At 72.4% G+C, this 13,800-nt stretch carries 10 protein-coding genes; 4 read left to right on the top strand and 6 right to left on the bottom strand.

What is annotated here, in order from left to right; translation table 11 throughout:
• Window positions 1-22 precede the first annotated feature (22 nt).
• The gene (locus tag JOD65_RS01375) at window positions 23-892 is read left to right on the top strand and encodes an AAA family ATPase (protein ID WP_191194106.1); all 870 of its coding nucleotides are present in this window, start codon (window positions 23-25) and stop codon (window positions 890-892) included.
• Window positions 893-944: 52 nt separating this feature from the next.
• A complete protein-coding gene (locus JOD65_RS01370) occupies window positions 945-2,309 on the top strand; it encodes a vWA domain-containing protein (RefSeq protein WP_191194107.1) in 1,365 nt (454 codons plus the stop codon).
• 10 nt (window positions 2,310-2,319) lie between these two features.
• Here the strand turns inward: JOD65_RS01370 and JOD65_RS01365 are convergent, their stop codons facing one another.
• From JOD65_RS01365 to JOD65_RS01355, 3 genes are all read right to left on the bottom strand, one after another.
• Complete coding sequence (locus JOD65_RS01365; RefSeq protein WP_191194108.1) at window positions 2,320-3,645, bottom strand: hypothetical protein; 1,326 nt, start codon at window positions 3,643-3,645, stop codon at window positions 2,320-2,322.
• Window positions 3,646-3,715: 70 nt separating this feature from the next.
• The gene (locus JOD65_RS01360) at window positions 3,716-4,669 is read right to left on the bottom strand and encodes a hypothetical protein (protein WP_191194109.1); all 954 of its coding nucleotides are present in this window, start codon (window positions 4,667-4,669) and stop codon (window positions 3,716-3,718) included.
• Window positions 4,670-4,673: 4 nt separating this feature from the next.
• A complete protein-coding gene (locus JOD65_RS01355) occupies window positions 4,674-5,108 on the bottom strand; it encodes a hypothetical protein (RefSeq protein ID WP_191194110.1) in 435 nt (144 codons plus the stop codon).
• Between the two features lie 200 nt (window positions 5,109-5,308).
• On the opposite strand from JOD65_RS01355, the gene JOD65_RS01350 reads away from it, so the two are divergent.
• Entirely contained in the window at window positions 5,309-6,826 is a 1,518-nt protein-coding gene (locus JOD65_RS01350; protein ID WP_191194111.1) for a potassium/proton antiporter, read from the top strand.
• 22 nt (window positions 6,827-6,848) lie between these two features.
• On the opposite strand, the gene JOD65_RS01345 is transcribed toward JOD65_RS01350, so the two are convergent.
• Together JOD65_RS01345 and JOD65_RS01340 are read right to left on the bottom strand one after the other, a co-directional pair.
• Window positions 6,849-7,352, bottom strand: coding sequence for a LytR C-terminal domain-containing protein (locus JOD65_RS01345; protein WP_191194112.1), 504 nt, complete (start codon window positions 7,350-7,352; stop codon window positions 6,849-6,851).
• Between the two features lie 61 nt (window positions 7,353-7,413).
• A complete protein-coding gene (locus JOD65_RS01340) occupies window positions 7,414-7,713 on the bottom strand; it encodes a type II toxin-antitoxin system VapB family antitoxin (protein WP_191194113.1) in 300 nt (99 codons plus the stop codon).
• A gap of 170 nt (window positions 7,714-7,883) precedes the next feature.
• Between JOD65_RS01340 and JOD65_RS01335 the strand changes: the two genes are divergently transcribed.
• Complete coding sequence (locus JOD65_RS01335) at window positions 7,884-9,548, top strand: helicase HerA-like domain-containing protein (protein ID WP_191194114.1); 1,665 nt, start codon at window positions 7,884-7,886, stop codon at window positions 9,546-9,548.
• A gap of 159 nt (window positions 9,549-9,707) precedes the next feature.
• Here the strand turns inward: JOD65_RS01335 and eccCa are convergent, their stop codons facing one another.
• The gene (gene eccCa, locus JOD65_RS01330; protein WP_191194115.1) at window positions 9,708-13,658 is read right to left on the bottom strand and encodes a type VII secretion protein EccCa; all 3,951 of its coding nucleotides are present in this window, start codon (window positions 13,656-13,658) and stop codon (window positions 9,708-9,710) included.
• Between the last annotated feature and the right edge of the window lie 142 nt (window positions 13,659-13,800).

Here is a 13,800-nt window from a genome sequence, read left to right as displayed (position 1 = left end):
CGGGCGCGGCTAGGCTCGCCCGGTGACGACCTGGTTCGAGTCCCCGGACGACGCCGCGACCCGGCTGCGCGAGGCCGGCTACCTCACCGACGACGCCACGGCGCTGACGGCGTACCTCGCCGGCGCGCTCGAGAAGCCCCTGCTCGTCGAGGGCCCGGCGGGCGTGGGCAAGACCGAGCTCGCCAAGGCGGTGGCCCGGGCCGCGGGCGCGGAGCTGGTGCGGCTGCAGTGCTACGAGGGCCTCGACGAGGCGCGGGCCCTCTACGAGTGGAACTACAAGAAGCAGCTGCTCCGCATCCAGGCGGCCGGCGGCGACCAGTCGTGGAGCGAGACCCACGACGACATCTTCACCGAGGAGTTCCTGCTCACCCGGCCGCTCCTCAGCGCGATCCGGCGCGACGAGCCGACGGTGCTGCTGGTCGACGAGGTCGACAAGACCGACATCGAGGTCGAGGGCCTGCTGCTGGAGGTGCTCAGCGACTTCCAGGTCACCATCCCCGAGCTGGGCACGGTCACGGCCACCCGCCGTCCGTTCGTGGTGCTGACGTCCAACGCGAGCCGCGAGCTGTCCGAAGCGGTCAAGCGTCGCTGCCTGTTCCTCCACCTCGACTACCCCGACGCCGAGCGGGAGCGAGCGATCGTCACCAGCCAGGTGCCGCGGCTCGACGACAAGGTGGTCGCCCAGCTCGTCGACGTCGTCGTACGCCTGCGCGAGCTCGAGCTCAAGAAGGCGCCGTCGATCGCGGAGTCCGTCGACTGGGCGCGCACGCTGGTGGCGCTGCAGGTCGGCGACCTGGACGAGGCCACCGTCGCCCGCACCCTCGGCGTCGTGCTGAAGCACGCCTCCGACCAGCAGCGTGCGGCCAGGGAGCTGAAGCTGGCCGCGAGATGAGACTTCACCCCATGCGAATCCTCGCTGCGCTGCGGTCCGCACAGGGACCCCGATGAGCCTGCTCGACACCCACATCGGCTTCGTGGAGGCGCTGCGCTCCGCTGGCCTGTCGGTGTCGCTGGCCGAGGGCCTCGACGCGATCAGCGCGCTGGAGAAGGTGCACTGGCACGACCGCGAGACCGTGCGCGCCGCCTACGCCGCCACCCTCGTGAAGCGGCAGCCGCAGCGCGTCACGTTCGACGCCGTCTTCGACATCTACTTCCCGCGGCTCATCGGCAGCGGCGTGGCCGGCGACGGCCTCGAGCCGGCCGTGGGCCCGCAGGACACCGGCCCGGACCTCGAGCGCTTCCGGGAGGCATTGGCCGACGCCCTGGCCGCCGGGGACCAGCAGGCGTTGCAGGACCTTGCAGTCGAGGCGGTCGCGCGCTTCGGTGCGATGCCGGGCCGCGGGCCCGGCCTGTCGAGCTGGTCGGCCTACACCTCGCTCCAGAGGGTGTCGCCCGCCGAGCTGATGGACCGGCTCGTGCAGGGGCTGCTCGGCCAGGGCCTCGACGACGAGCAGGCCCAGCGCACCGCCGGGCGCCGGGTCGGGGACTTCACCCGACTGGTCGAGGGCGACGCCCGTCGGCGCATCGCCGAGGAGAAGGGACCCGAGCACGTCACCGACGTAACCGTCCGCCCGACCATCGACCGGCTCGACTTCACGGCCGCCCGCCGCAGCGACCTCGAGGAGATGCGGCGGGAGATCTACCCCCTCGCCCGACGGCTCGCGGCGAGGCTGACGAAGGAGCAGCACGCCCGCCGGCGCGGCCCCCTCGACGTACGCCGCACCGTGCGCGCCTCGATCGCCACGGGCGGGGTGCCGCTGACCACCCACCACCGTCCGAAGCGTCCGCACCGCACCGACCTGGTCGTGCTCTGTGACGTCAGCGGCTCGGTGGCCAACTTCGCGCAGTTCACCCTGATGCTGGTGTTCGCGCTGCGGGAGGCCTTCAGCGGCGTGCGGGCCTTCACCTTCGTCGACGACGTCGTCGAGGTCAGCGACAGCTTCCGGCCGGGGGCCGACGTGGTCGAGGTGATGGAGTCGCTGTCCGGTCGGATCTCGCAGGCGGCGCTGTGGGGGCGCACCAACTACGGCCGTGCGCTGACCCGGTTCGCCGAGGAGCACCCGGACGCCGTCGGGCCGAGGTCGTCGCTGCTGGTGCTGGGGGACGGGCGGTCCAACTACAGCGACCTGGCGCTTCCCGTCCTCGGCGACCTGGCAGGTCGCGCGCGGCACGCGTGGTGGCTCAACCCGGAGCACCCCCGCCACTGGGGCACGGGCGACAGCGCGGCCGACCGCTACGGCGAGATCGTCCCGATGGTGGAGTGCCGCAACCTCGCCCAGCTCGGCGAGTTCGTGCACGGCATCGTCTGACGCACCACGCTCAGCCGGCGAGGAAGCCGAGGTCCTGCAGGCGGGTGATCTCGGCGCGCAGCTCCGGGTGCGCGGCGCTGTCGGCGGCACGGGCGCCGGTGACGTAGAGCTGGGTGCCCTCGGCACCGGCCGCGTCGAAGACGACCGTGAGCCGGTTGGTGGTCGACGCGTTGATGAGCGACCCGAGCAGCACGACGGGGTCGGAGCGGTCCTCGAGGGACAGCACCCGGGTGGCCGCCGGGATCCGCGGCACCTGGGCGGACGGGGCGCCGGCGGTGACGACCTGGTCGACCACGAACCGCGACGAGCGGGCGGTCGCGGCGATCTCGGTGGCGATGGCGCCGCCGGCCGCCGAGCCCACGAGCATCACCCGGGCGTCGTCCTCGGTGACCGACGCCTCGATCGCCCGCACCACCTGGCTGATCGACGTCGTCGGGTCGGCGCCGACGAGGCGCAGCCGGCCGGAGTCGTGGCTGAGCGAGCCGGGGAGGTAGGCGATGTAGCGGCCCGCGCCGACACGCTGGACGCTGATCCGCTTGTCCTCGGCGAGCAGGTTGGCCATCAATTCCTCGAGCGAGCGGGGCGCGGTGCCGACACTGCTGTCGACCTCGGCCTCCGGGATCGCCGCCTCGACGAACGAACCCGCGGAGTCGCGGAACGCTGACACGGCGTCGGTGGGGAACGGGTCCACGCCGATCGCCCGCAGGCCGCCGCGCGCCGCGTGGGCACCCTGGTCGGAGGCGAGGGCCCCGGCGGTGAGCACCGAGCGCATCTGCAGCCCGTCGAGCAGGCCGCCGCCACCGGAGAGGTGGTCCATCAGGTCGGGGTTGTTCTCGGCGAGCTCGTTGAGGTACGCCGTGACGTCGTCACGGTCGAGCGTGTCGGTCTCGATGAAACCGGCGCTGACGATGGCGCCGCCGAGGGCGACCTCGGGGGCGAGGTAGCCGATCGCGCGGCCGGCGATCGACCCGAGCGTCTTGTAGGCCGCCTGCTGCAGCTCGTCGATCCAGCGGTAGGTGAGGACCGTGGCGCGTACGACGAGCGCGTCGGCGTCGAGCTCGACCGAGCGGGTCAGCAGCCCGCTCTTGCCCGTGGTGGCGGCGCGGATGTCCTCCTCGGCCTCGCCCCAGGTCGCCTTCGACAGCTCGCCGGAGTCGACGACGTCGTCGTCGGCGAGGATCTCGGTGCCCAGGCGGGCACGGGTGCGCATCTCGCTGCCGGAGCCGTCGAACAGGTCGGCCAACGCCAGCATCTGGTCGTACTTGTCAGCGGCGACCGATGCCGAGGAGTCCTCCGGCGGGCCGTCGTGGGTGCGGGGGATGTCGAGGTCGCTCATGTCGGGGTCCCTGCGGCGTTGTCGGACGGGGGAGCGCAGCGGGGGAGGCCGAGAAGGCCGTGGGGTGGCTTCATGTGGGGGTGTCCTCCGGGGCGGTGACCTGCGCCAGCACGGGCGCCAGCTCGGTGGCCAGGTCGTCGGGGTCGACGCGGACGACCGCGACCCGTGCGCCGTCGTCGTCGTGGCGAGGGGTCAGGGAGTGCCAGCCGTCGCGGAGCAGGACCCAGGACACGACGCCGACGGACGTCGTGACGCGCTCGGACACCTCGGCGGCGAGGATGCGCATGCGACCACGGCCCTCGGTGTGCACGGCCGACACGGCGTCGGCGGCCTCGGCGCCGCTGATCTCACGACCGTCGGCGAGCACCACCCCGCCGGCGGACTGGGCGACCAGCACCGGCACCAGGTCGGCGCGGCCGGAGCGCAGCGCCTCCCCGACCGAGTCGGCAAGGGCGTAGGGGACGTCGAGGTGGGCAGGCACGTGCGTGGGGCCGATCGGGAGGTCCTCGGGAGGGGCGGTGACCCGGGCGAGCTCGGTGGTCCACAGGTCCACGGGGAACCAGGCCAGCTCGAACACGATGCCGTCGCAGGTCGACAGGCTGGCGACCGCGCCGCCGGCCTGGCGGTGCCAGGCCTTCACCTGGGTGGCCCCGGCGGCGACGTCGATGTCGAGCGCCAGCCGTGGCGTCGCCAGCAGCCCGACGGCCCCGACGATGCCGGGGTCGGCGCCCGCGTCGGTCACCAGGCCGCGTCGGCGCAGGGTGTCCTCCGGGTCGTGGAGCGTGCGGAGGGCGTCGGTGTAGGCGGAGTCCTCCACCGAGCCGCGGCTCTTGCCGAGGCGGCCGGACAGCGAGCCCGCGTCGACGGCCTCGTCGGTGCCGCTGGGCAGGTCGAAGGGCAGGGGCGCACCGCCGGCGAGCTCGGCGACGAGGCGGAGCTCGGGCAGCGTGAGCGCGAGCCGGCGGGCCATCGCGTCGATGAAGCTCGTGGGCGGCGGCGGAGGGGTGGTCAGGTCGATGGTCACCATGTCAGAGTCCCGGCAGGGTCACGGTCAGCCAGTCCTTGTGACCGGCTGGCGGAGGGTCGAAGGCGAGGAGGGCGGCGTCGGTCTCGTCGGCCTGGGCCGGGATCCCGTCGGGCCCGGATGCCTCGGCGGTGCGGGTGTGGGCGTCCTCGACGAGCGTGGTGGCCTTGTGGGCACGTACGTCGATCGCCTCCTTGAGCGTGTCGACCTCGGCGAGGTGCCGGGCGAGGGAGTCCGCAGCGGTCTCGTGGTGGGCAGAGGCGGTGCGCAGGTGGGAGGCGCGCTCCTTGATGCGCTCGCGCATCGCGTCGGCGGCCTTGCCGTGCCACGGCACGGCCTCGGCCTGGGACACGAGTCGGGCGGCCAGGGCCCGGATGTCGCCACCCTGCTCACGGAGCTGCGCCACGCGTCTGCGGCCCGCGGCGGTGTCGCCGTACATCGATCACTCCCTCTCGTCCGGGGACGCCTACCCCGTCAGCGCGACCTCAAACGTCCACTCCCAGCACGCGATTGTGCCGCAACCGGCCCCTGACGCGCTGGGGCCGGACCGTCCGAGCCCGGTCGAGGCGGCAGTGGCCCCCGTCGCCGGCCGATAGGATCCAGTCCGCCCCGCAAGCCGCTGAGCCACCCAGAGGTCCGATGACGTTCGACGTCCACCAGCTCGACGAGTTCGTGCTGGTCGGTGCGGTCGTGACCCTCGCGGCGATCCTCGCGGTGCGGCTCTCGGCGCGTGCGGGGCTGCCGTCGCTGCTCATCTACCTCTTCATCGGTGTCCTGCTCGGCGAGGGCGGACCCTTCGGCATCCCCTTCGACGACGCCCAGCTCGCGCACGCGCTCGGGTTCGGGGCGCTGGCGGTCATCCTGGCCGAAGGTGGCCTGACCACCGACTGGCGGCAGATGCGCTCCAGCGTCGCCCTCGGCCTGTCTCTCGCGACGATCGGTGTGGCGGTGTCGGTGGCCGTGGTCGCCGTGGGCACCCACTACCTCCTCGGCCTGCCGTGGGAGCTGGCCATCCTGCTCGGCGCGATCTGCTCGCCCACCGACGCGGCCGCGGTGTTCTCCGTGCTGCGCGCGCTCCCGCTGCCCAAACGCCTGACCGGCGCGCTCGAGGCCGAGTCCGGCCTCAACGACGCCCCGACCGTCGTGCTCGTGGGGATCATCTCCACCGGGGCCGTCGGGGAGGCGGGACTGCTCGAGACCAGCGGCCTCATCGTCTTCGAGCTGATCGCCGGCGGCGTGATCGGCGCAGCGATCGGCGTGGGCGGCGCGTGGGTCATGCGGCGAGCGGCGCTGCCGTCCTCCGGTCTCTACCCGCTCGCGGTCCTGTGCCTCGCGTTCGCGGCGTACGGCGCTGCGTCGGCGGTGCACGCCTCCGGGTTCGCCGCGATCTACGTCGCCGCGCTCATCCTCGGAAACAGCGAGCTCCCGCACCGGGTGGCGACCCGCTCCTTCTCCGAGGGGGTGGCGTGGCTGGCGCAGATCGGGCTGTTCGTGATGCTCGGGCTGCTCCTCTCGCCGGCCCGCATCGACCTCGACACCGTCGTCCAGGCGCTGGCCACCGGCCTCGTGCTCACGCTCGTGGCCCGGCCGCTGTCGGTCGTCGTCAGCAGCATCGTGCAGCCGATGGGGCGGCGCGACCTGGCGTTCCTGTCGTGGGCCGGCCTTCGTGGTGCGGTGCCGATCGTGCTGGCCACGATCCCGCTGTCGGAGGGCGTGGAGGGCGCCGAGGACCTGTTCGACATCGTCTTCGTGATGGTCGTCGTCTACACGCTGCTGACCGGCCCGACCCTGCCGTGGGTGGCGCGGACCCTCGGGGTCGCCCGGCGCTCGGAACCGCGGGGCCTCGAGGTGGAGGCGGCGCCGCTGGACCGGGTCGCCGCCGACCTCCTGCAGGTGACGATCGCGCCCACCTCGAAGATGCACGGCGTCGAGGTGGGTGAGCTGAGGCTGCCGCAGGGGGCCTCGGTCTCGCTGGTGATCAGGTCCGGCGAGGTGCTCGTCCCCGAGCGTCGTACGGTCCTGCGGCACGGCGACGACCTGCTCGTGGTGACGCCGCGCAAGCAGCGCGAGGCCACCGAGGCGCGGATGCGCCAGGTCTCCGACAACGGCCGGCTGGCGCAGTGGGTCGGCGAACCGAAACGCCGCGACAAGGACTAGGCCGGACCAGCCGGCCCGACAGTCACTCCGAGCCGGTGGCCCTGCACCAGGTCGCGTCGGCCTCGGCGACCACGGACTCGACCTGCTTCTTCTTCAGCGACTGGAACTTCTCGCCGACGACGACGACGACGCCGGGGCCGAGCGCGTCACCCTCGACGACCTGGGCCCTCTTGAACTGCTTCTGGACGAGCACGACTGCCGGGTTGGTCGGGTCGGAGGACCAGATCTGGGTGGTGGCCGCGGGCAGCGGGGAGTCGCCGACGGTGCCCTCGACGAAGCCGCGCTCGGTGAGCTGGGCGCTGGTGGCCCCGGCGAGGCCGCTGCGCTTGCTGCCGTTGAAGATGCTCACCACGACCTGGTCGCGGCGTACCTCCGACCCGGCGGGCAGCGTCGTGTCCTCACAGATCGCGACCGGCTCCTCCTCGGGCAAGGGCTCGGTGAACGCGGCCCATCCCCACACCGCGGCGGCCAGCACCAGCGCAGCGAGGACGGCCAGCGTGAGCGCCGACCGTGCCGCACCCGTCATTCGGGGCCCCCGCGGCGTTGTTCGGGGGAGCGGAGCGGCGGAGAAGAACGCCGTGGGGTGATCATTGGTCAGCTGCCTGGTGGACGCGGGCGTGCAGCACGCTGCGCTGCTGGAGCGCGGCGCGGAGGGCGCGGTGCAGGCCGTCCTCGAGGTAGAGGTCGCCCTTCCACAGCACGACGTGGGCGAACAGGTCGCCGTAGAACGTCGAGTCCTCGTCGAGGAGCGTGTCGAGCCGCAGGGTGTCCTTGGTGGTCACCAGCTCGTCGAGGCGCACCTGGCGCGGGGGCAGGTCAGCCCAGCCGCGCGAGTCGAGCCCGTGGTCGGGGTAGGGCCGGCCGTCGCCCACCCGCTTGAAGATCACGCCGGGGATCATAACGTCGCCCCCTCACGGGCCTCGTCCTCGTCTCCACCCGCGACCGGGCTCGCGGTTCTCGGTACGGCCCGTCACGACCTCGTCCCTCGGTCGCGGGGGCACTCGACCTCGCTCGTCACGCCGGGAGCGACCCCGTTGCGCCCGGCTAGGCTCGCGACATGAGCGAGACGCCCGAGGCCGAGCCCACCCCGTCCGCATCCGCCGAGGAGACCACCGCGAGCGCACCCGTGTCCGGCCCGGTCCCGGACCCCGTCCCGGACCCGATCTCGGACCCCATCTCGGAGGCCGTCGCACCCGGCTACCGGTTCGAGGGCGACGCGCTCGAGCTCGGTGGGCTGATGCTGGATGCCGACGCCCTCAGCGACGTACGCATCCGCATCCCGCTGGGGATGCTCAACCGCCACGGCCTCGTCGCGGGCGCCACCGGTACGGGCAAGACGAAGACCCTGCAGCTGCTCGCCGAGCAGCTCAGCGCGAACGGCGTGCCGGTCTTCGCCGCCGACATCAAGGGCGACCTGTCCGGCATCAGCGTGCCGGGGGAGCCCAGCGACAAGCTGACCGCGCGCACCGCCAGCGTCGGCCAGGACTGGACGGCGACCGGCTTCCCGACGGAGTTCTACGCGATCGGCGGCCAGGGCGTCGGCGTACCCGTCCGCGTGACGATGAGTGCGTTCGGTCCCACCCTGCTCGCCAAGGTGCTCGGCCTGAACGAGACGCAGGAGTCCTCGCTGGGCCTGGTCTTCTACTACTGCGACAAGCAGGGCCTGCCGCTGCTCGACCTCGCCGACCTGCGCGCGGTCCTGCAGTACCTCACCGGCGACGCGGCCGGGAAGGCCGAGCTGAAGACGATCGGCGGCCTCTCGCCCCAGACCGCCGGCGTGATCCTGCGCGAGCTGGTCGCCTTCGAGGCCCAGGGCGCCGACGTGTTCTTCGGCGAGCCGGAGTTCGAGACCAAGGAGTTCCTGCGCACCGCCGAGGACGGACGCGGCATCGTCAGCCTGCTCGAGCTGCCCAACCTCCAGGACCGGCCCGCGCTCTTCTCGACGTTCCTGATGTGGCTGCTCGCCGACCTGTTCCACGACCTGCCGGAGGAGGGCGACCTCGACAAGCCCAAGCTGGTCTTCTTCTTCGACGAGGCGCACCTGCTCTTCAACGACGCCTCCGACGCCTTCCTCGACCAGATCGCCCAGACCGTGCGGCTCATCCGGTCCAAGGGCGTGGGCGTCTTCTTCGTGACGCAGTCGCCCACCGACGTCCCCGACGACGTGCTCGGCCAGCTCGGCTCGCGGATCCAGCACCAGCTCCGCGCCCACACGCCCAACGACGCCAAGGCTCTCAAGGCGACGGTCAACACCTATCCCAACAGCGCGTACGACGACCTCGGCGCGGTCATCACGTCGCTCGGGATCGGCGAGGCGGTGGTGACGGTGATGAACGAGCGCGGTGCGCCGACCCCCGTCGCGTGGACCCGGCTGCGGGCCCCCGAGTCGCTCATGGACCCCGCCCCCACCCCCGAGATGGAGGCGGCGGTCAAGGCCTCGCCGCTCACCGCGAAGTACGCCGAGGCGATCGACCGCGAGTCCGCCCGCGAGCTGCTCGCCAAGAAGCTCGAGGAGGGCGCCCGCAAGGCCGCGGAGGACGCCCGCGTCAAGGAGATGGCGCGCGAGCAGAAGAACGAGCGCGTGACCAAGAAGGCCGAGCGGGCGCCGGAGGAGGAGGACGGCATGGTGGAGAGCGTCGTGAAGTCACGGGCGTTCAAGGACTTCATGAGCACCGCCGCCCGCGAGATCGCCCGCGGGATGTTCAAGAGCGGCCGGCGCTGACCTGTTCCGGAGTCCCCGGATATCCGGGGAGTCTCCCGCTTGGCACCCGAGATCTGGTGCGCGAAGTGGGAAACCCGGGTGCACAGTCCCGCCCGGCCGGTGTGCGAGGGGGTTTCCGGGACGCTCGAATCCTCCTCACACACCGCCCAGAACAAGGACTCACATGGTCGGGTCGAGCCAGGCCAGCTGCGCGGTCTGGGTGCCGCCGTCGCGGGTGACGACGCGGGCGCGGCCCTCCGGGGCGGGCTGCGGGCGGAGGTTGCCGATCAGGACGCCCTCGTCGCGAGGACCCGACAGCATCACGCCGGGCATCGCGAGGTCGCGCAACGACTGGATGACCGGCTCGTAGAGCGCGCGGGAGGCACCACCCGTACGACGTGCCACGACGACGTGCAGGCCGACGTCGCGCGCCTGCGCCATCAGCGGCTGGAGCGCCGAGACGGGTGAGGACTGGGCGGTCGCCACGAGGTCGTAGTCGTCGACCACCACGAACACCTCGGCCCCCGTCCACCACGACCGGCTGCGCAGCTGGTCGGGCGTCACGTCGGGGCCGGGGATGCGGCCCTCGAGGTAGCTCGCGATGTCCTTGAGCGTCGGCGTCGCCTGGGTCGCCGAGGTCAGGTAGTTGAGGAGGTACTCGTCGGGCACCTCGCCGAGCAGCGACCGCCGGTAGTCGACGAGGACGATCTGCGCCTCCTTGGGCGTGCGGGTGCGCATGATCTCGTGGACGTACGCCCGCAGCAGAGCGCTCTTGCCCGACTGGCCGTCGCCGAAGATCAGCATGTGCGGCTCGGCGTCGACGTCGAGGCCGACCGGTGCGAGCTCCTTCTCGTTGATGCCGAGCAGGATCTGCTTCTGCGGCAGCTGCCGCCGCACGGCGTCCTCGCGGACCGCCTCGAGCGTGACCTTCTCGGGCAGCAGGCGCAGCTTGGGACCCTGCGGGCCCGTCCAGGCCGCGGCCATCCGGTCGATGAGGTGGTCGACGCCGTCGCCGAGGGTGTCGGCGCTGCCGTCGCCGTCGATGCGCGGCAGCGCACCGAGGAAGTGCAGCTTGGACGGCACGAGACCGCGGCCGGGGCGGCCGACCGGGACGAGCGCGGCGACCTTGCGGTCGACCTCGGAGTCGAGCGGGTCACCGAGCCGCAGCTCGAGCTTGGAGCCGAAGACGTCGCGCATCGCGGCGCGGTAGTCGGCCCACCGGGTCGAGGCGGTGACGATGTGGAGGCCGAAGGTCAGGCCGCGCGCGGCGAGCTGCTGGATCTCCATCTCGAGGTCGTCGAACTCGGCACGCAGCGTGCTCCAGCCGTCGATGACGAGGAAGACGTCGCCCCACCCGTCGTCGACGCGGCCCTGCGTACGACGCAAGCGGTAGGTCTCGATCGAGTCGATGCCGTTCTCGCGGAAGTAGGCCTCGCGCCGGTCGACGATGCCCTCGACCTCGGCCATGACACGACGTACGACGTCGGGCTCCGAGCGGGTCGCGACACCGCTGACGTGGGGGAGGCGGGCCAGCGGCGCGAACGTGCCGCCGCCGAAGTCGAGGACGAAGAACTGCGACTCCATCGGCGTCGTCACCAGCGCCATGCTCGTGACGATGCTGCGCAGCATCGTGCTCTTGCCCGAGCGCGGTCCGCCGACAACGGCGACGTGGCCGGCCGCGCCCGTGAGGTTGAGCGTCATCGTGTCGCGGCGCTGCTCGCGCGGCCGGTCGACGGTGCCGAGCGGGATGACCAGGCCCGGCACGTTGCGCCACTGCGGCGACGTCAGGCCGAGGTCGGGGCTCTCGACCAGGTCGGGCATGAGCTCGTCGAGAGTGTCGGGCACGTCGAGCGGCGGGAGCCAGACCTGGTGCGCCGCCGGGCCCTTGCCGACCATGCGCGTGACGGCGGTGTCGAGCAGCGAGGGCTGCTCGCCCTGGTGGGGCTGCGGCGTCGCGACCTCGGTGACCTCCTCGGTCGGTTCGAGGGCCTGCACCTCGGAGATCGTGAAGGGCAGGATGCCGCGGATCGCGCCGCCCTCGTCGCGGGTGACGCGGGCGCGGCTCGACGGCGGCCCCGAGACGTACGCCGCCTTGAAGCGCAGCAGCGTGGACTGGTCGGGCTTGAGGTAGCCCAGGCCCGGGACGGCGGGCAGCTCGTAGGCGTCCGGCACGCCGAGGACGGCCCGGGACTCGCCGGCCGAGAACGTGCGGAGGCCGACGCGGTATGACAGGTGGGACTCCAGGCCGCGCAGCCGACCTTCCTCGAGCCGCTGCGACGCGAGCAGCAGGTGGAGGCCGAGCGAGCGGCCGAGGCGACCGATGGCGACGAAGAGGTCGATGAACTCCGGCTTGGCCGAGAGCATCTCGGAGAACTCGTCGACGACGATGAACAGCGACGGCATCGGCTCGAGCGGCTCGCCGTTGGCGCGGGCCTTCTCGTAGTCGCGGACCGACGCGTAGTTGCCGGCGTCGCGGAGCAGCTCCTGGCGCCGGGTCATCTCGCCGGAAAGGGCGTCCTGCATGCGGTCGACGAGGGTGAGCTCGTTGGCGAGGTTGGTGATGACGGCCGAGACGTGCGGCATGTCGGCCATGCCGGCGAAGGTCGCACCACCCTTGAAGTCGACGAGCACGAGGTTGAGCTGCTCGGACGAGTGCGTCATGACCAGGCCGAGGACGAGCGTGCGGAGGAACTCCGACTTTCCGGAGCCGGTCGCGCCGATCACGAGGCCGTGGGGGCCCATGCCCTGCTGGGCGGACTCCTTGATGTCGAGGTGGATCAGGCCGCCGGAGTCGCCGATGCCGATCGGCACCCGCAGCCGGTCGCGCGCCGGACGCGGCCGCCAGGCGGTCGCCGGGTCGTAGCTGAAGATGTCACCGAGCCCGAGCAGGTCCATGTGGTCGGGGGTCGTCGAGGTGATGTCGACGGCGCCGCCGGCCGAGGACGACTCGGCGCTCGCGGTCTTGAGCGGGGCGATGCGCCGGGCGAAGGCCTCGGCCGTGGCGATGTCGCACTGGTCGGCGAGGGCCCGGACGGGCTCGCCGCGCATCCGCAGCGCGCTCACCGGACGCTTGCCGAGCTCGTCGGGGGCGTCGGCGAACTCGAGGCGCAGGCGGGTGGAGTCCTCCAGCTCGTCCCACCGGCTCGGCAGGTCGAGCAGCGTGACGCCGTGCAGGCCGTCGGGCGGGACGATGTGGTTGCCCGGCGGCAGGTGGCCGCCGTCGATGACCAGCAGGATGTGCGGCGTGGCGGCGCGCTCGTCGGCGCCGAAGCGGGGCCGGTCGCTCAGGTCGGGCGGGAGCAGGCTGCCGAGGTCGTCGAGGGAGGTCGAGACCAGGCGCATCGGTCCGACCGCGTCGGCCTCGCGGGTGCTCTGCGCGTGCGGCAGCCACTTCACCCAGTCCCAGTGGGTGAGGTTCTGCTCCGAGCTGAGCACCGCGACGATGAGCTGGTCGGGGTTCTGGAACGCCGTCGCGGAGCAGATCATCGCGCGCGCCGTCGAGCGGACCTCCTCGGCGTCGCCGCACAGCTCGATGCGGTCGAAGGCGCGCAGGTCGATCGACGCCGGCAGGTTGGGCTGGAGGCGGTGCACGACGAGGAGCCGGTGCAGGGCGGACGCCGCTGCGGGGTCGACCTGGTCCACCGGGGCGCTCTCCGGCGGGACCAGCTCCAGCGACAGCGGCTGCGAGCACAGGCCGTAGCGCACGTGCAGGAAGTTGTCGTCGGACGCGGTGTGCTCCCAAAGCCGGGTGCGGTCCTCAGCCAGGGAGGGCAGCGCGGAAGGCTCAGGGTGGTGCCAGTTGAGCGCCCGCCGCTGCTGGTCGGCGGCCTCGCGCGCGACCTTGCGGATGTTGCTGAGGTAGCGCAGGTACTCGGTGCGCGAGCCCGTGACCTGCTGCGCACGCTGCTTACGCTGTCGGTCGATCTGGACGATGATGAAGCCGAGGGTGGCGAACAGGAACATGCCGGCCGCGAGGAAGCTGCGGCTCTTGTTGGCGCCGCCCATCGTGGCGACGAGCACGATGGATCCGAGGCTGCCGAGCATCGGGATGGCGTTCATCAGCACGCCGCCGGCGCCCTCGCCCTCCTGCAGCTCGGGCGGCGGCTGCAGCACGATCTGTCCACCCGGCATCTCCGGCTCGTCGAGCCTCTGACCGCCCCGCAGTGTCGTGCTCAACGCATCCCCCAGTGCCGTGCCCGATGAAGTCGCGTTGATGATAGGTGGGCTGCCACGCGGGCCGCACCTGCGACTACTCTCCAGCGGAGTGGTGCTT

The sequence above is a fragment of the Nocardioides cavernae genome (assembly GCF_016907475.1).
GTDB classification, from domain to species: domain Bacteria; phylum Actinomycetota; class Actinomycetes; order Propionibacteriales; family Nocardioidaceae; genus Nocardioides; species Nocardioides cavernae.
This window is presented reverse-complemented; position numbering and strand designations above follow the sequence as displayed.